The following is a 17,994-nucleotide window of genomic DNA, read 5'->3' on the forward strand; positions in this document are numbered from 1 at the left end:
ACTACCTGTCGCCAGCAGAGTTTGCTGCGAAACACCGAGCAACAGCGGATGCTCCCGCCGCTTTCCAGGAGCTGGTTTAAAGGGACTTTGCTAGAAGCCCATCGGCCCTATTGAAGGGGGCAGGTCAGCTAAGACTGGGACGGAAATTGGGCTAGCCTCACGGCTCGGAGCAATCGACGAACTTCGCTAGCATGCACTGAGATTCGCCATCAGCAGACACAGCGATGACTATCTACTCCAAAATGAGAGGTGGTTATTTATTCAACTTTCAAGGAAAAAGCAATGTCGGGTCGCGGGGTCGGCAGACATTGTGCGTTGCCGTTCGTCGATAGGACAGCACGTGACAGCACTTAGTTGAGATGCTACTGGTGCTTTTTTATTGTTGGTCGTTAACTTGTTGGCATATCCGGACCGGGTCGTTTTATCGGCATGCAACCGTCACATGCCACGCTTGCCCGGAAACCAGCGCCGACCGCGAATGAGATTTCAAAGGAACCGATTTTCCATGAAGATTGATCGGCCAGAGCCGGCTACACCGGCGAACGCGCATTCGAGCGACGAGCACGCCCCCGTTGCCAACATCGCGGAGCGGCGATTGCTTCCGAGCAGCCCGGAGTTGGGGTCCCTTACAAAACGATCGACAAAGGATATTACATCGCCGCACTCGGGATCGAAGGCCCTGCATGGTGCAGACGGAAATCGCGAGCACGCGACGGCGAATTCGCCATCGGCCGAGGCGCCGCGTCTCTTGTATAGGAGATGGGCATCCTTCATCCAATGCCCATCGGGCCGCTTGAAGCCGCTTGCGCTGGAAGATCCCTCCGAACCCGCGAGCCCCGTCGAAATGCTCAAAAACGAGCGGAAGCACAGACGACAACGCAGCACCGACCTCTCGCCCGACACTTTGAGTCTCAACTTGGTGGCACATATGGGCAAGACGCGCATCCCCGATGCCATAGCTGCTGGGCTCGCGGCCCTAAAACCGGGTGCTGCGGAAGCCCAGGCCGGGTTCCGGTCCGTGAAACTGGCGTGCTCGTTGGCGCCAGGCGACCAAGGGTTACCTCTAAAAAAAGAGCTGGCCGCGGGCGCGTTCGGAACTGTCTATGCGGTGACGCTGGCGGAAAATTTAATAAAGAACGGCAAAGACTACGGCACGGAGTTTGCCTTCAAGGCATTGCTTCGCACGGACCCGCACGCGCCCGACCCCGCGGCAATCGAAGCGCGAAAGCAAAGTATCATTCAAGAGTTTCAGATCAGCGCGGCATTGACGAAAACGTCGCGCGTTATGCAAGTTTATGAGCTGGCTCAAATAGAAAATGAATTTGGGATGCTGTGTGAAAAAATAAATGGGGAGAGCGCTGGCGATATTATGCGCATATCAAAAGACGCGTTAAAATACGGTTTTATTGACACGAACGATTACCTGCAGATGGTAAAGCGGGTTATCTCGGATGTGCTTGTCGCCGTTGCGCGATGCGCCGACGAGGGCGTGGTCCACGCAGATATCTCCCCCAATAATGTCATGTACGACAGGGAAGAGAAAATCTTCAGGCTGATCGACTTTGGCCACGGACGTGAACCGGGGCAACCGAGGCCGCCTGGCACGTGGGGATACTTCAATTTTCCGTTGATCGCCGACCAGACTAACGACGTCTACAGCGCCGGGCAACTGCTTGCGAATTTCATCAGAGATCCGGAATGGCGCATCGAAGGATTCAACGGCGTTCCACCGTCACTATTGACCGTCGATAGTTTCAATTTCGCGGAAAAATTGAGGGACATTCCGCTGGGACAGAGGGAGATGATGCTTTCAGCGATCCTGCGGATGATTAGGCCGCGCGCTTCGGCGGCGCAATCCTTGCGCGATGACTTCTTTGAGGGCGTTCCTTCCCGCGATGAAACCCACGACTGCTATGAAAGGCTTGAACTTTGGCAGAATGTGAAACCAGTGTATCTTCGCGGCTATCAATGCTTCGAGGAGATCGAAGATCAGTTTTATCGAGACAAGATTTATGAATGTTTGTTCGATCTTAATGACGCTTTGTGCGATGATCGCCGGGACGATATACTGCAAATCCTGGACCGATTGAACGAAATATTATCGGAGGTAGAGCAGAGGCAGATTCGTGAGGCGACTTAGCGTGACCACCAAGGGTACTGGATGGTTCAGGAGAGACACATCGACCCGCATGCCGTTCCAGTACGCCGTGTCGCCCACCCAGGCGTTGCCCCTGCCTCGTTTTCACGTACAGCAACTCATGCGGCGATCAAGCTGGCCTCGTAGTCGACGAGGGGTAAGGAAGTCGATTGAGGTATGCAGGCGTTGTCGATTGTAATAGCCCTCGATCTCCAATCGACGATATCCAGGCGGCCGTGAGCACGCGTTTCGTAGTGAGTCTGGTATATTCTTTCGACCTTCAGCGTCTTGAAGAAACTCTCCATCGGTGCGTTATCCCAGACGTTGGCACGACGGCTCATTGAAACGTTTATCTTGAACGCGGCGGTCAATTTCTGGTACGCGCGACTGGCGTATTGGGCGCCGCGATCGGAGTTCAGCGGCAATCCCGGCGGCGGTTTGCGTTGCCAGCACGCGCTGCGCAACGCGTGGCAGACCAGACCAGCGTTGATCCGTTCGGACAGCGACCAGCCGACGATGCGCCGGCTCGCCAGATCCAGGATCGCCGCCAGATACAACCAGCCCTCGCCGGTCCTGATGAACGTGATGTCGCTTACCCAGGCTTGATTGGGCCGCCAGCCGTCGAAACGCCGATCCAACAGATTCGGCGCCATGCGTCGAATCCGTCGTCACCCGATACCCTTTCGTACGCTCAAGCCGATGTCGCCTGCGTTGCAATCGCTCGACTATAGCGTGTACTTTTCAAAAAGCTCAGTCTCCGCTTTTCGCTGACGCTGCTCGAGGTCCTTGAATGCAGCAGCATACGCTGCCTGCTCTGCCACGTGTTCATCGCCATCGGGGGGAATAGGGAGATTGTACGTTTCGTCGCTATCGAACATCATTTGAAGTGCGGCGAACTCCTTTGCGTGAAGCAGCCGAATCCCCGCTTTCCAATTATCGTTGCTAAGCAGGTACTTGCCCATGATTGCGGGATCAGCTTCCTGCTGCCGGACAGCGTCGCAAATCCGCTGCAGGTCGTTCGGTGACAAAGAGCTCGACCCGCGGTACAGCATCGTCTCGGGCACGCTGTCCGGCAAGCGCAATGTTGCGCGCAGCGCAACTTCGGCGTGAAGCATGGTTTCAAGCGGTTCGCCAACCAGCGCTCTTCTACGGCTATCCAGATCATGGTGCGACCGCAGCAATTGATGAAGGGTCTCGAGCCGATTCCGATGTTGCGCTTGCGTCCCAAGATTCGCCAGCTCGGCGTCGACTGTGGCCCGTGTAGCTTCGATTTGCTGGAAAATCGCAGCCCGCTCTTCATCAGGCAAACCAGGGTCACCCATACGACGTGCAAGATCGCCCATTTCAGGAGATATTTTCTCCAAAGCGGCATGATTTTCCATCAGCGACCGATCGCATTCGGCAAGCGAGCGTGAGAGGAACTTGTGGACTTCGGAGCGGAGCGCTCCTAATCGGAATTGCTTTCCGACCCACTCCCTCAATTCCGGTTCTTTCACGTTCCCATTCCTGATGTTCTCGGCCATCTCGTGATTGCGTACCGCACTCACCATTTCCGCGAATCCTGCGACCACATTATCCGAACAGGATCCCAAGGCGTTCACGGCAATCGCGAACACGAATTGACGAAGCTCGCCGTCTTTCTCGACCGCACGTATAACGTCAACGCCATCCCGAATTGTCGGATGAGCAAGCGGGCGAGCTACACCCGCTCGCTTCGCGTCCTCACAACATCGTGCCAAAACACGGGCAAACGCGTTGGCGCCCTCTTCATCATTGAAGCGACTGGCGTGCGGCATAGACGCGACGCCCGCAAACTGCAGAAAACGCTCAATCTCCTCGCCCAACGGCTGTCGCTGCTCCGCCAAGTCGGCCGATAGGGAGCCGATATACGTACCCGTGCTCATCAGCGGGTTTGCCACCGCTCGATACGCTCGGCCAGCAAGTCCGGCCGCCCCTTCCCGGCGCAGCAAATATCTTTCCGCCGGAGCAATCGTGCCCTCCCGGCCGGCGTGATAGGCCAGGCGGGACGCCGCCTCGTTGCGCAACCCTTCGCTCACCGAGGTGTCTCCGATCATGGTCATGAAGTTGTTGAAAGCGGTGGCATATTCGGGCCGGTCGGCGTCCGCATAATACACGTTACGTCGAAGATACAACTGCGGAAAGATAAACGGGGTACCGACGATCGTGGCCATAAACGCGGCCACGGTCCCGTACTGATCTGCTTCGTACTGCAGTCTCTGCGGGAGCGTATGGGTCCTCAGGCGCGCTTGCTGAACCGACAGCCACATCGTCATTGCTGCGTGTGCCTCGTCTGCCGATCCTGTTCGCACCATATCGGCGAGTGCGCGCTCCAACTCGCCGCGCTGCCCCGGCGTCAGACTTTTCGCATACAGATATTGTTCGGATGCCGACTTTTTCAAGAAGCGTTTGACTCGCTGATCCGACAGATTCGACATGTGATCGATTGCCGACCGCACACTCCAAGCCTCCCGAGCCTCGGTCCCAGTCGTAGCCGCCTGCGAGGACGTCGAGCTATTCGCGCGCACGTGCAATAGCGCACCACTGCGACGGCCCGTTTCGCCTGCTGCGGCCGGCCGCGCTCGTCGAAACCCGGGCAGCCCGCTCAAGATGCCAGTCGCGCTGCGCCGGCCACCGGACGGGCCGGACTCGGCGGATGCCGGCGTTTGGGCTGCAACGGTACGGCCGGAAGAAACCGGCGAAGCCGCAAGTGTAGAATTTCTATTTCTCGAAACGCTAAATGGAGGCATGGTCGCAATATCGCCTTAATCAAGATCGAGGGCCGAATGTATAAAGTCATGGCGGCACCTCGAAGCACGAGCCTTCTCGATACCGGACAGTCGCAGTTTTCACGACACGAAGCGGTCAGCCGGGCACAACGACGAAATTCCATATCGTCATCCGAAAAAAATCATGCCTGCCTGATCAGACGTGTCAACGCGGAAACGTCAACGATGTCAAATCCAAACCGCTCCGCTTCTTCCATGATCCGACCGAGGTCGAAATGCGCGATAACGAAATGGATCGTCATACACCCTACTGTGATCGCGTCGAACCCCACGACAGATAGTTCGAACGACATCGGTTTAACTGTCTGGTAAAGGTAGCGAAGTGTCGCCCAATGAATCCACCACTCCTATCAACGTCCCTCGATCAGGTACGACAAGACCGCGTGTTGAGCAGCGCAGCAAGCCGCTCGATCCGGCGCAGCCTCGCGTCGAAGTCCGACACGAGCTGCCCGAATCGGAGCGCGTCTGCCCGCACGACGGACAGGCTCTGATCGAGATCGGCGTGGAGGTGAGCGAGTAGTTGGACATCGTTCGGGCGCGGCCCTGATGACGGACGACTACGCGCCGTATGACGACATTGCCAACCGTTACGAACTCGTGCACCTTGGGTGCTGGGCGCATGCCCGACGCTACTTGATCGATGCTGAAGAAGCGCTGCCAAAGGACAAGCGCGCCGAGCATCCCGCGGCCGGGTTCATCGAGCGCATCGGCAGGCTGTTCGCCGTCGAGACCCAGACCAACGACATGACAACACAGCAGCGGCAGCAGGTCCGTGCCGAGCGAAGTCGACCGGTGCTGGACGAGCTTGAGGTGCTGTTTCTGCAACACCTGCACACCGTGCTGCCGCAAAGCCTGTTCGGCAAAGCCTTGCACTACATGCACGGCCAGTGGCCCAAATTGCCCCGTTACGTCGAGAACGGCGCCTGGCCGATCTCGAACAACCCGTGCGAGAACGCCATACGGCCGTTCGTCGTCGGGCGCCGCAACTGGCCGTTCTGCGATACCGAGGCCGGCGCCAATGCCTCGGCCAACCTGAACTCGCTGGTGGAGACAGTCAAGGCCAACAGGGTCGATCCGTACCGGTATCTGGTTGCTGCGCTTAAGCTTCTGCCAAAAGCGCAAACTGCTGACGATTACGAGGCGTCGCTGCCTTGGATACTCAAGCCGTCACCCGCGAGCTAGTCGATCTTGGCGTTGGCTGTAACAGACATTCTTACCACCAAGTTCGCTGAGATTTTCAACAAGTTTCGCGATGCGCTACTTGTCTTCGTGTATGAGGAGGCGGCGCTCGGGTGTGCTGCATAGCCTGTAGGTTCTTTTTTTGGAGGTCCAAACCATGGGCGGATGCGTTTCAAAGACAGGTGGTGCGAGTCCAACGCACTATTCTTACGAACACGCTGCAACAAATCAGGAGCAGCCTTCGACATCACGAGGCCGGCGAGCACGCTCCAACACGTCGCCAGAGCTTCAATCTCTTGCCAAACAGGTCTACCGCGACACGGTACTATGGCATGGTACTTCGCAAGCAAGCAAAGTAAATATCCGGGCCTCCGGTTTCGACACGCGCAATAAGCGTCCAGGTGCCACTCAAGGTATGGAAAATCGGTATGAGGTTGATCCGGCATTCAAGGAACGGGCATCCGGATACCACTACTTTACATCTTATCGCGAGATCGCCAAGAAGTATGCTCGTACTGCATCACCTGATAGCCCAGCTCTTGTAAGAACAATCGGGATCCGTTCCGGATTTGGCTTGGAGCTCGATTCCGATTCTATGGCCGATGGACAGGTGTCGCAATTTACAGCTCGGACACCCAGTCGCATCCCAAGCAACCATGTCTTGGGCTCCAAGAGGGATAGTGCAGGCCCTAACGCACGAATATTTCAGCAAGAGCTCGGGGACGCTGGTGTCGAAGTTTCTACAACGATGGCTGGCGAGCTTCTGAAGTATGCGCAGACCGACTCGGAAGATGATTTTGGGGGCAGTGACGATGACGGGGCGCACTACTAGAGGGAGTTGACCGCTCCGTGGAAAAGTGTGCGCATGTTGCTCGTCACTTGCAGGGCGGACTTTGTTGTATAAATCAGCCCGCGTTCCGTTGCACTAGTCAAAATCTGTCGGAGGGTCAACGACGGTTGATCGCTTGGCCCCGGTTGCGGTCACAACCAAGGCAAGTCGTAGGGGGGCGCGCCTAGCCGGACGTCGCCCCTTTCAGATTTTATAAGCAACCCCAAGGCGCCCATTTTCGAGCGCTTACTCAGCGGGGCTAGGTGTGAGCCTGAACCGCACCGGGAATCGTGGAGGCTGGTTGGTTTAAGTTAATGCGGACACGTCAGCGGCATTTCTGAGTTGTCTGTAGTAGTTTGCCTCAGCTTCAGCGGGCGGGATATAGCCGAGCGGTTCCATCAGCCGATGATGGTTATACCAGGCGACCCATTCCAGCGTTGCCAGTTCGACGGATTCCCTCGTTTTCCAAGGGGCGCGCCGATGAATCAGTTCTGTCTTGTACAGGCCGTTGATCGTTTCGGCCAGTGCATTGTCGTAGCTGTCGCCCCGGCTGCCGACCGACGGCTCGACGCCGGCCTCGGCCAGCCGTTCGCTGTAGCGAGTGCTGACGTATTGGGAGGCATCTGTACGCTCACGACCGGCCACCGCCCTACCCGGTTCTCTCGTCGAACTCGCTGGGGTGCGCTTGCCTGAACTTGGTCGTTATCTTGGTTTTCCCGATGTTCGAGTCGCTGTGCAGCAGAAGACACGGCATGCGCTCACATCTCGGCGAGTCATAGAGCCGCTGCAATAGCTGCAAGGCTTCAGTCGCTCGGGGATAGTCGATCCACCGGTCACGTAGCAGACCCTTTATGCGATCCTCTTCCAGTCCTGGCTGTCGCTGCACGAGTCGGCCGCCACGCAACGCGCTTATCGTAAAGAAGCCGAACGGCTGATCTTGTGGGCGATCGTCGAGCTCGGCAGCGTATGCGCTGAACGTCTTGTCGGCGCTGTTTCGCTGGCTGGTGGAGCAGCGCTACGTGCTCGCGAACCCGTTCGCCGGCGTTAAAATCAAGAGCCACGCCCAACGCTCCTGACTGGACGTGTCGCGGGGATTCTCCGAGGCCGAATGGATGCTGATCCGGACGATTGCCGACGGCCTCGAATGGTCGTACGGCTCGAGCGTGCCGCCCGCGCAACGCCTGCGCGTCCTGCTGGACTTCGGCTACGCGACCGGCCTGCGAGCGAGCTGGTCGGCGCGATGCTGCGCGATATCCGGCGAGACGAGCATGGTGATCACTGGCTGCACGTGATCGGCAAAGGGGGAAAGTTCGGCAAGGTCGCCTTGCCGTCGCTCGCTCGGACCGCGCTGGATCAGTATCTCGTGCAGCGCGGGCTTACCGGTCACGCCGACACGCTGGAGCCCGGCGACGCCGCTCGTTGCAAGTCTCGACGAGGACGGCGCGGGCATTGAACCCAGACGCCTGTGGCGCGTGCTACGACGGTTCTTCGAACTGGTGGCCGACACAATCCAGGATGAGCGACCAGCGGCCGCCGAGAAGCTGCGGCGCGTAAGCCCGCACTGGATGCGGCACACGCACGCGTCGCACGCGCTCGCGGGTAGCGCCGAGCTGCTCATTGTGCGCGACAACCTGCGGCACTCATCCATCTCGACGACGTCGACCCGCATCAATTCCACTGGCGGTGGCCATCGCAGTCACGCGATGTACGACCCTCGCGTTTGAACAGGCGATCGTTGATCTCGCGTGCAACTTCCAGATCTGCGCCCTATCCCCGCTGACGTTCGTAATAGCGTCGCGTCAATGCCTTGCGGTACGGAGATTTCAACCTATGACATCCTGAGCTTTTTTCGCCGCGAAGCAGAATTAGTCGCCTTCACACTTTGCGTGTGCCATCCCGGCCGCCCCATAGGAGGATTCACACCTGAAGCACGGGGAAGATTTTCAACCAGCGTGTCTATCGCTAGTCGCAAACGCAGAGCCATATGGTCCGTTGCCGGCCAGATCGCATGGCAGTCCATGGAGGCAGAGGGCCTCTCTTCCCACAATACGGCCAATAGACCTGCCTCGATGCGATTGCGCACGAGCCAACGCGGCAACCAGGCAATGCCCATGCCGGCGACGGCCGCGTCGGCGGTAACTTCTAGATCGTCAAATCGTAGTCGCGAGGCAAGTCTGACCTCCGTCAGACGTCCATCCGCGTCCGGCAACAGCCACGGATATGGGTGGCCGGTGCGCCAGTGAATTAATACATCGTGATTGGCCAAAGCTTCGATCGTGTCCGGTTCGCCGCGCCCTTTTAGATACGCAGGAGCCGCACAAAGCACTTTAGGTTGCGTCGCCAGAGGGCGTGCGCATAAGCCAGTGGCTTCGCCCAGCGCCCCATTTCGAATGCCCAAATCGAAACCTTCGGCGATTAGATCGACCGGCCTGTCGCTAAAACTCAATTCGAGCTCTAGGCCCGTGTGCTGACGCGCGAAGTCCAGCAGAATCGGCGCAATACAGCAGCGGCCAAAAAGTACCGGCAAGGTGATTCTGAGCCGCCCGGCTACTTCCAGCTTTCCGGATTCGAGCAGCGATTCGGCTGCGCGTAATTCTTCAAGCGCCCGCAAGCAACGTTCGTAATAGATTTGCCCTTCCTCAGTCAAATTCTGATTGCGAGTGGTGCGATGGAAAAGGCGAACGCCGAGACGGATTTCCAATCGCGCAATTGCTTTGCCGACGGCGGACCGCGTGAGTGCGAGCCTTTCGCCAGCGCGTGCAAAGCCCCCAGCTTCCACGGCTTCGACGAATACTGCTATACAGTCCAATCGGCCTTGCATGTCTGATTTCATCGATACATTCCTCTGAGGGAAAGTGCCCGTGCCGTTGCAGCGCGCGCGTTTTAATAATTGACCGTTATGTTGCGCTTAAATTTCAACTATTCCATGGTTTTCGACTAAACGTCATGACATATGGAGTACTACTGGCCATGAAAGTGCACGGTACTTTCCCTTTTCCTGTAAACACGATGTCCAGAAGGACGACCCCGCCTAACGAGCAGATGCTTTATCGTCTGATCGATAATTAATGTGCGCTTCTGACTTCTGTGGGGCACATCCGAATACACGTCGACCAACTCCACCTCGCATTGAATCGACACGATATCCATGTACTAAATGTGTGTCAGATCGCGCACATTGAATTCTCGTGTTTATGATTGGCAAACCTGTCCATCGAGACTTACCATCGTGAATACCTGGCGGTAGAACCAGAATAGGCTCACAGACTTCACCGTGTCGGTCACGCGATTTGCGAGCGCCATAAAATTCAGTTCTCCCAAATATGCAGAACGATGAATCGCTAATCCACCGAGAACACAAAGTGGCGCAGAACGAAGCATTGTCGAAGACGGAAGCAAGTTTCTTCGCGACGTAGTACTGACACTGTCAGGAAGACCGAACGTCGTGCATAGGACGCCGATGCGGACGCTACTTCTCAAACAGCCGCAGCAATCAAACTGATCGAGCGAAGCTCGTACAACTTATTGTCTGGTAGATTCGTCAGCCCGTCGATCGAGAAAGTAGTACGGGAGCACTCGGCCGTACCGCGAGTCGCCTCCTGATCTCCGCCGAACCCAAGGTTCCGCATAGTTCGATAACTTCGAGGTCAAGTTCAAACCGCCCGGGGTGCAATAGTCACCGCTCCCATTGCGTTTTTGTGGCGCAAACAGGCTCCCTGTCCACCAGCTTATCCTTTGTCCAATAAGATTCTTCGGGCAGGCCGTCTGCAACCTCTGGGAGTTCACGCTGCAACCGCGCTTTAAGGTCCGGAATCAGATCAATTCTCCCGTGCGAGCTTTCATATCGACGCTTGAACTTGCCGAACTCGCGCTGAAGGCGACCGAAGCAATCGTCCGAAAGGACTGAAGTCGGCACATTAATCTCCGACCTAATTTGGCGAGCCAGTTCGCAGGCGACTAAACCATACAGTAACGCACGCTGACCATCTAGTCGGTACGCATCATCCACATCGAGCCACTCCTCTTTGGAGACTTCACGAACCCATGCGTCGCTTTCACTAAGCGCCAATTTTAGATCATGGCACGCCGATACAATCTCGATCGGTACCGTTGATCGATCTTTGATGAACGACACGTCGAACACCAGCGGCGGCCATGAACGTTGCTTCGCCTGCGTATCTCCGTCGAGTTCCGCAATCCAGTCAGCAATTCGCACCTCGCAGCTGTCGAGATACCCGGCAGCCTGTTTCGCGAAAGCCTCAAGCGTCAGAGCCGCGTCAAGCTTAGCGCGAGCGCGTTGTTCGGCAAGATTTGCGCGCTCGTGGGCACGGTGCTCGGCGCGCTCCTCATTGTCTTGCAGCCAAGTAAGGTAACGGCTCAGCATCAACACTGCGGCCGCGATTATGGCGCCAGCTAAAGCTCCGAGCATTACGGGAATAAACCAAGTCATGGGTCAGTAATCGATGAACAAAAACGGACCGGTCACTTCGGCGACGCTCTCGCCGGAATTCCCGTATATAACGAGATAACTCATTACGAGATTGTATTACTGCGACTGGAATGGTCAGTTTTTCGATCCAATCCAGATCATGCAGTGCTCAACGGTGAGGAAGACCATCGTGATGCGGAAGAACAGCCTTTCGTCACATCCGTGCCCCCCCAAAAATCGGGAGATCTGTAGCAATCTTTCTCCAAGATTGACAGGCTAACATCTGCTGCGCCAAGTCTTCTATTGCCTCTTTAAGCCTCGCACTGATGGTTCCGTTATAGGTGTCCGAATCGAAGGTGACCACGTCACTTCAACTTAGCTCTTCGAAGTACCGCCGCCTACACCGAGCGTGAGGTCTAGGCGATCGGTGAACGCCGTTAGCGACCGCTTTCGCCTGAGTGGTAGTTTGGTTTCTTCCGCTGTCATAGATGGCAGTAATGGTTATGAAAGCATTGCGCTGTTCGGGTTGAGCGTCATATCCACGATTGTCACCACCTTCACTGATGACGAGAAGCCATGAACTGGTTGAACCACCCTCAACTAAAAGTTTAGAATTGTCCTACTCAACTATAAGACGCAAGACTGTCGTCATGGAGGGCCGTGTGGATTCTTCGCAGCATGTTCGAGCTATCGCTTCGCTGATTCAAACCGTTGATGCGGGAAGTTTTGCTGCAGCGGGACGGCAACTGGGGGTCACGTCAGCCGCCATTAGCAAGAACGTGGCGGCCCTTGAGAAGGCATTAGGCGTGCGGTTAGTGAATCGCACGACCCGCACGCTGAAGTTGACCGAAGAAGGTCAGGCGTTTGTCCGCCAAGCGCGCGTCGCGCTTGAAACACTTAATGCTGCCGTCGATACAGTAGCCGCGCAGCGCACCGCGCCAACCGGACGGGTTCGCATTTCGACAAGCGCGGCGTTCGGGCGCGACCACGTGCTTCCGACATTGCCCTCTTTGCTAGCTCGCTATCCTGGCCTGTCGGTAGAAGTTGACTTCGACGATCGAGTTGTTGATATTGTCAGAGACCGCTACGACATTGCGGTTAGAGGTGGCAACATCCCAGACTCGACCCTCGTGACCCGACAGATTTGTCGGTTGAATACAGTACTGGTTGCGTCTCCCGACTACCTTGGAAAGCATGGCGTCCCCCAAACACCTGAAGCGCTGCGGAGACACCAGCTCATTGCACGGCGCTTCCTAAGCGGACAGGTCGCGTCTTGGAGCTTCAAGGGTGACGACGGAAGCATTACTACTCTAGACCCCACTAGTAGGGCAATGCTAACGCTTTCCGCACCAGAATCCCTTGTCCAGGCAGCGTGCGATAGTGTCGGAATTGCCGAGGTCGGGGTTCATCTTGCCTTGGACCGTTTGCGTTCCGGGTCGTTGAAGATAGTCCTCCACAAATTTCACCAGCCCGGGACGTATGAGATGGTAATGCAGTATCCTCATCGGGCGCTCGTGGCGCCACGTGTGCAAGTCACCGTGCGACATTTGCTAGAGGCGCTCGCGGCTGATAACAAATTACATGTACCTATGAGCGCCTTGGACGTCTATACTGCATAGTTGCCTTTATCGACCGCGCGATAACAATCCGCTTGCATCCATTCTGACTGACCGCGAAAATCATGCTGATCGTCGTGATCTTGGCTATCTTCGGATCACGCATCCCGCTTGTTATTGGACTCAAATTGGACTTCGTGGGATCTCTCGAGGGGAAAACGGTCCGATCGATTTTGTATAACCTTCTCAATTCACATATCTCATGCCACCAAGATTGATATTTCGCTGATTAGATTGGGGAAATCTCCAATATAATCCGAAATTGTGGATGCGGCGATATTTAGATTATTATAATTTCGTTTATCTATAAGTGATTTTTTCTTACTCTTATGAATCATGCCGCAAAGAAATTGTCAGGATATGAGTAAGGATCGTGATTATGCGCTGCAGCGCATAAGCGCTTACCTTGTTCATGCCCCTTGTCCGGCCAATTGCCGCTTCGACTGACGCCAGTCCGAGATGATTGATTCGAGCCAATCGTCGCTCCCGTAGTGGCACCGTTGGCCGGAATAAATGAATGTTCCTCGGAATCGCGTGGACGATCCCGACGGGTCAACAAACGGTCGCTTGCCCGTTGCGTTTCCGGACTTCTTGTGTACGCCATACCGTAACGAACAGGCGGCGATTGCGAGGGTAGCGTTCACGCGATGTCGTCCATACTGCTCATGCGAAACTGCCCGTCCAGTTCGCACCAGGCCACGATGAACCGCCTGGTTTCAATGCGGCCTAACTTGATCGGCCAGACCAATTGTTCTCTCGACGGCGCATGGTCGATCGACAGCGTGATGCGTTGCTCACGAAGTGCACGGCGAACCTCGCTCAGGTCAAGAAGCGTCGCTCCCTTCGATAGATGAGTCCAGCGGAAGAACGGTGTTGATCTTCGCCAGCGCGTCGTTTACGGCAAAGGGTAACGTATTGTCCATCTGTCGACGACCCTCTGGGAGCCTATCACGAGCGTGTGGATTTCCTCTTCAGTGAAAGACAGCGGATGAAGAAGGAAACCGGACCGCAGGATGCGGCCGATCCCAAGCTCTCCGTCGATGTCGACGCTCATGCTCTGCAGCGTGGCGACGTTGCCGCGGGTGGTCCGCAGAGCCACGCCGTGTTCGTGCGCGAGCGCGCCGCCCGACACTGTCCAGCGGTGTCGGCGAAGCGCCTGCAACAGATCGAACAATCGATGGCTTCCGGTCATGGTCACTCCATCGCTACGACGCCCTTGCCGCCGAGTTTTCGACCCTTTTCAAGTTCAGTAATGAGCCGGATTGCGCCGCTCAGCGGAACGATTTCACCGATCGGAAGCCTGAACTTGTGCTCCCGCGCGGCGCTCGCCAGCTCCTCCAGGATTTCGGCCCGCGGCGAACCGACGATGGGCTTCAGCCGCCGATCGAAAAACGAGCGAAGGAACTTGCCTAGGTCGGGGTTGAGATCGAGAAACACCCCTCCCCGGCGCAGCATCGCCGTGCCGGTCGAGACTGTCATCGTTGCGGCCGTATCGTAGACTACATGAAAGCGCGTGGCTATCGTCGACAAACCCGTCGCGCGGTAGTCGTAGACGTTCTGCACGCCCAGCGATCGAGCTCGCTCCATATCTGCGCTGCTACAGCGACCGCAGACAGTCGCTCCGAAAAGCAGCGCGATCTGCACGGCCGCCTCGCCCACGGCACCCGCGCAGCCGTTGATGAAGACGTGCTGGCCTGCCTGCAGTTTCGCCTTGTCGATCAATCCGTTCCATGCGGTGACGCCTGGCGTGCCAAGGCAAGCCGCGTCTTCAAAGGAGACGCTGTCGGGTTTTTTGGCCAGAAAAGTCTCTTTCGTGACCACCGCCTGACCAAGTGCCCCACTTTGCTTGAAGCGGGTAAGGCCGAAGACTGCGTCGCCCGCCTGAAGGCGCGTGACGCCGGGACCCACCTCCGTGACGACACCCGAGAAGTCCATCCCCATCGCTCGGGGAAAGGACCAGCCTGTGACGATCTTCATGCTTCCGCAGCGCAGCTTCCAGTCGATCGGGTTGATTGCGGCGAATTTGACGCGCACAGCCACTTCGCCGCTGCTGGGCTTGGGCAAGTCAAATTCCTCGACCGACATCAGCTCCGGGCCACCATAGTTGCTGTATTGAATGCGCTTCATGTGCCACCTGTGCTTCAAGCTGTGCAGAGGTCCGGCACCGCGACCTTGGTAGAGAGGTGGGGGCGTGCGATGACCGAAGCCGGATGGGCCTTCAGTTTTTCCTGGAACTCAGATGTCCAGAAAGCACCACGCCATGCTGCGGCGCTGTCGAAGACAGCATAGTTCAGGTAGGTCGGGTTCTCGCCAATGGTGCGATGCACCTGTTTTGAGATGAATCCGCGTTGTCTCTTCATGAATAGTGCATCAGCGGTCCATGCCGTGAGAAAAGCGGCCTCGTCCTCAGTCGCCATGGTGATGAGATTGACCATGACGACGGGACCAGCGTCCATATCAACTTGCCTGCCGACCGGATAGGCAGGATCGAGCGGTTCGAATTTCGGCATGTTACAGCTCCTTCTTAAGAGGATCGGTGAACCGACTCTGGTTCACTGATCTAAAGGAGATTCTATAAAGCAGTGGCGCCAGTTTCTGTCACCATACTTCGAGAGACGGCCGTCGTTCGTGACCGGTGCATCGATAGCAATGGCGTGAAGTCAAGGAGGAATCGCATGACGTTCCGAGGCCGGCACATGTGGCCACTGAGCCGGAGGCCGCGTCAGGCTCCGTGGGTTGCCTCGTTCGTCGCGGCATTACGACTGGCGACAATATGCCGGCAGCAAGGTGCGAGTGCCATCCGAGGAGATCCGATCTTGCCTTAGTTGTCCAGGCACTTTGAAAGCTCCGCAGCAGGCACGTCAATCGCCAACCGAGACCGGGGAGCAAAGTACTGGATAGTGGAACAGACGGCATTGGACTCCGTCACGGCACTCGGCCGATCGTCCCGGATTTCACTGGGATCGCCACCGCGCATCCGATCGCGGATCGGCCACGAAGAAAACCACGTACCGCTTATGTTATTTACGGCCGCAGTGCTTTTGCAGCGATGCCGCCGAGCGCGGCGAGATTGTCGAATGGAACTTGCGAAGCATAATTTCTCCGCTTCGATAAATCTGCAAGACGGTCATGGACGTCGAAAGCGTTTAGAGCGTCCGTGGCTCGTCAGGTCCTCTTCGATAGGCAATTTGTTCGACTATTCGCGGGAATTCAATGCTCCCACGCCGGCCTAGTGCGTTGAGACGGTTCACGCCGATCATCGTCCCGCCGACAAGTCGTTCGAGATGATGTGCGTCTAGGTGGCGTTGGGGTTCCCCGCTCGCTCTTTGGCCCGCCTATGCATCTCACGGTTGTAATCACTAGCAGTGGCGTCGGGATCTCCGGTCAATTCCCGGGCACGCTCCGTTGCCTTCAGCCGGTTGTAGTCGGCCGCAGTGGCGTCGGGATTGCCGGTCATCTCCCGGGCCAGCCTCTCCTTCACCGCCTGGTCATACTCAGTGGCAGCGGCGGTGGGATTGCCGGTCAACTTCCGGGCCCGCGCCGCTTTTTTCTCCCGGAGATAGTCAGCGGCAGTGGCACGGGAATTGCCGGTCAACTTCCGGGCGAGCTCCGTTGCCTTCAGCCGGTTGTAGTCGGCCGCAGTGGCGTCGGGATTGCCGGTCATCTTTCGGGCACGCTCCGTTGCCTTCAGCCGGTTGTAGTCGGCCTCAGTGGCGTTGGGATTGCCGGTCATCTGCTGGGCCAGCTCTGCACGGCGCTGCTTTCTCCGCAGCGAAGCCTCGGTGGGCGCTGTGCTCGCCGATCTACCGCGACGGGACGATGCTTTAGCGTTCGGCATCGCCTCGTCGAAGCGTGCAGATGAGGGGGCGGCTGCCTCGGCAGGCCAGTGCCCTCCCACTCCCTGCAGCTCGGCAATCATATCCGCGATTTCGGCATCGGTCATCCCCGTTCGAGGCGCCGAAGAGGACTCCCCAGCGCCGACAACACCGTGCCCCCCCACCGCCTGCAACTCCTCGATCATTTCCGCGATTTCGACGTCGCTCATCCCACCTTGAGAACGGACTGGCGCGGCATGCATCCCTGGCATGGGCATCAGCTCAGCGAAGCTTTTCACCTGCTGCACCGGACGCCGCCTCTTTTCACCACGGTACGTCGACAGATCGGAAAACCGGTCAGCCATTTCACTGAGGTTGCGCGCCATATCCGTGCTCGACAAGGTCAGGTGCGAATTGCTGGATGATCCGGAGTGTTCGGTCAAATTGCCCTTGCCCTTCATCGCCTCCGTCAGCCTCGAGGTTCGTGTGCGTTGCGACAATGCAGTTGCCGACGAACCCAGTGCAAGATCGTCGCCCCATCGTTGCGACGCGCTGGCACTCGTGATTGAATGCAGCGACCACGTGTCCTGAGGCCGCAGCCCAATACCGCCGCATTCGCTCAACAGCGAGGCCGTATCTACCGAACGATAACCTTGTGAAGGCGCTGCCGAGCGAAGCCCCGCATCGCTACGGTTGCTCAGGTGCGAGGAGCTCGCAGATGCCCCCGACTGAGACCACGCCCGCAGGTGCGCGAGCGAACTGGACTGGCGGCTGCGCCCAGTCCGTTCCGTGCTTTGCGAAATGGAAGGCGTGTCCGACGGCGTGGCGCCGTCCCAGGCCCTGCCGCTACCTCGGTTGACTCTACTCATGACAATGATTCTATGCGACGCACCAAACTTCTGCATGCCATGAATATTTACCCGCGGGATATTGATCATGGCCATCCGTCACCGATGTCCATGCGGGGGCAGCGAGCAACAAGTTCAGTTGCGACGAAAATGAGAATTGGCACAACGGTGACACGATCAGCATCATGCGCCGTACTGGCGCTCCACATGCGTTCAGAACCGAAAAAGGAGCGAATGCGACGAAGCGTGCATGCCTGACGATAGCTGGCTGTTGAAAAAGCTCCCGCCGTCGCCATCGGAGCGGAAACGGCAAACGTCGAAAAAAGGGAACAGA

The 17,994-nt window shown here is 57.2% G+C and carries 10 protein-coding genes and 4 pseudogenes; 4 read left to right on the top strand and 10 right to left on the bottom strand.

The annotated features are described in order from the left end of the window. The first annotated feature begins 505 nt into the window (after positions 1 to 505). Positions 506 to 2,140 (top strand): XopAU family type III secretion system effector serine/threonine kinase, encoded by a 1,635-nt coding sequence (xopAU, locus tag WS95_RS21460; protein WP_179950212.1) that lies wholly within the window; start codon positions 506 to 508, stop codon positions 2,138 to 2,140. 116 nt (positions 2,141 to 2,256) lie between these two features. Here the strand turns inward: xopAU and WS95_RS21465 are convergent. Then, positions 2,257 to 2,818 (bottom strand): annotated as a pseudogene (locus WS95_RS21465) (IS3 family transposase); the annotation flags it as partial. 44 nt (positions 2,819 to 2,862) lie between these two features. Next, positions 2,863 to 4,593 (bottom strand): NEL-type E3 ubiquitin ligase domain-containing protein, encoded by a 1,731-nt coding sequence (locus WS95_RS21470; RefSeq protein ID WP_059825683.1) that lies wholly within the window; start codon positions 4,591 to 4,593, stop codon positions 2,863 to 2,865. Between the two features lie 879 nt (positions 4,594 to 5,472). On the opposite strand from WS95_RS21470, the pseudogene tnpC reads away from it, so the two are divergent. Then, positions 5,473 to 6,126, top strand: a pseudogene (gene tnpC / locus WS95_RS21475) (IS66 family transposase); the annotation flags it as partial. 1,132 nt (positions 6,127 to 7,258) lie between these two features. Here the strand turns inward: tnpC and WS95_RS21480 are convergent. Both WS95_RS21480 and WS95_RS33825 read right to left on the bottom strand, forming a co-directional pair. Beyond that, a pseudogene (locus WS95_RS21480) lies at positions 7,259 to 7,573 on the bottom strand (integrase core domain-containing protein); the annotation flags it as partial. A gap of 28 nt (positions 7,574 to 7,601) precedes the next feature. Beyond that, positions 7,602 to 7,838: a TniB family NTP-binding protein gene (locus tag WS95_RS33825; RefSeq protein ID WP_257139914.1), complete on the bottom strand. Its 237-nt coding sequence runs from the start codon at positions 7,836 to 7,838 to the stop codon at positions 7,602 to 7,604. Here WS95_RS33825 and WS95_RS35045 point away from each other — a divergent pair. Continuing rightward, positions 7,818 to 8,613 (top strand): annotated as a pseudogene (locus WS95_RS35045) (tyrosine-type recombinase/integrase); the annotation flags it as partial. The gene WS95_RS33825 and the pseudogene WS95_RS35045 sit on opposite strands and share 21 nt — an antisense overlap. Positions 8,614 to 8,780: 167 nt before the next feature. On the opposite strand, the gene WS95_RS33840 reads toward WS95_RS35045, so the two are convergent. Together WS95_RS33840 and WS95_RS21490 are read right to left on the bottom strand one after the other, a co-directional pair. Then, entirely contained in the window at positions 8,781 to 9,785 is a 1,005-nt protein-coding gene (locus WS95_RS33840; RefSeq protein ID WP_082746973.1) for a LysR family transcriptional regulator, read from the bottom strand. Positions 9,786 to 10,628: 843 nt separating this feature from the next. Beyond that, positions 10,629 to 11,402 (bottom strand): hypothetical protein, encoded by a 774-nt coding sequence (locus tag WS95_RS21490; RefSeq protein WP_156444540.1) that lies wholly within the window; start codon positions 11,400 to 11,402, stop codon positions 10,629 to 10,631. A gap of 641 nt (positions 11,403 to 12,043) precedes the next feature. Here WS95_RS21490 and WS95_RS33845 point away from each other — a divergent pair. Beyond that, positions 12,044 to 13,000, top strand: coding sequence for a LysR family transcriptional regulator (locus WS95_RS33845; protein ID WP_082746993.1), 957 nt, complete (start codon positions 12,044 to 12,046; stop codon positions 12,998 to 13,000). An 892-nt stretch (positions 13,001 to 13,892) separates the two neighbouring features. Here WS95_RS33845 and WS95_RS35810 read toward each other — a convergent pair. The 4 genes from WS95_RS35810 to WS95_RS21510 all read right to left on the bottom strand — a co-directional run bounded on the left by WS95_RS35810 (position 13,893) and on the right by WS95_RS21510 (position 17,756). Then, a complete protein-coding gene (locus WS95_RS35810; RefSeq protein ID WP_257139915.1) occupies positions 13,893 to 14,189 on the bottom strand; it encodes an HTH domain-containing protein in 297 nt (98 codons plus the stop codon). 2 nt (positions 14,190 to 14,191) lie between these two features. Continuing rightward, positions 14,192 to 15,124 carry an NAD(P)-dependent alcohol dehydrogenase gene (locus WS95_RS21500; RefSeq protein ID WP_059825690.1) on the bottom strand — a complete coding sequence of 311 codons (933 nt, stop codon included), beginning with the start codon at positions 15,122 to 15,124 and terminating at the stop codon, positions 14,192 to 14,194. A 14-nt stretch (positions 15,125 to 15,138) separates the two neighbouring features. After that, positions 15,139 to 15,507 (bottom strand): antibiotic biosynthesis monooxygenase family protein, encoded by a 369-nt coding sequence (locus tag WS95_RS21505; protein WP_059825693.1) that lies wholly within the window; start codon positions 15,505 to 15,507, stop codon positions 15,139 to 15,141. A gap of 785 nt (positions 15,508 to 16,292) precedes the next feature. Continuing rightward, a complete protein-coding gene (locus WS95_RS21510; RefSeq protein WP_156444541.1) occupies positions 16,293 to 17,756 on the bottom strand; it encodes a hypothetical protein in 1,464 nt (487 codons plus the stop codon). Between the last annotated feature and the right edge of the window lie 238 nt (positions 17,757 to 17,994).

The organism is Burkholderia sp. MSMB1826 (assembly GCF_001526325.1).
GTDB lineage: Bacteria > Pseudomonadota > Gammaproteobacteria > Burkholderiales > Burkholderiaceae > Burkholderia.

Bases quoted from the DNA above. Each gene is read 5' to 3' on its own strand.
- xopAU (WP_179950212.1), top strand. From the start codon at position 506: ATGAAGATTGATCGGCCAGAGCCGGCTACACCGGCGAACGCGCATTCG.
- WS95_RS21470 (WP_059825683.1), bottom strand. From the start codon at position 4,593: ATGTCGAATCTGTCGGATCAGCGAGTCAAACGCTTCTTGAAAAAGTCG.
- WS95_RS33840 (WP_082746973.1), bottom strand. From the start codon at position 9,785: ATGAAATCAGACATGCAAGGCCGATTGGACTGTATAGCAGTATTCGTC.
- WS95_RS21490 (WP_156444540.1), bottom strand. From the start codon at position 11,402: ATGACTTGGTTTATTCCCGTAATGCTCGGAGCTTTAGCTGGCGCCATA.
- WS95_RS35810 (WP_257139915.1), bottom strand. From the start codon at position 14,189: ATGACCGGAAGCCATCGATTGTTCGATCTGTTGCAGGCGCTTCGCCGA.
- WS95_RS21500 (WP_059825690.1), bottom strand. From the start codon at position 15,124: ATGAAGCGCATTCAATACAGCAACTATGGTGGCCCGGAGCTGATGTCG.
- WS95_RS21505 (WP_059825693.1), bottom strand. From the start codon at position 15,507: ATGCCGAAATTCGAACCGCTCGATCCTGCCTATCCGGTCGGCAGGCAA.
- WS95_RS21510 (WP_156444541.1), bottom strand. From the start codon at position 17,756: ATGGCCATGATCAATATCCCGCGGGTAAATATTCATGGCATGCAGAAG.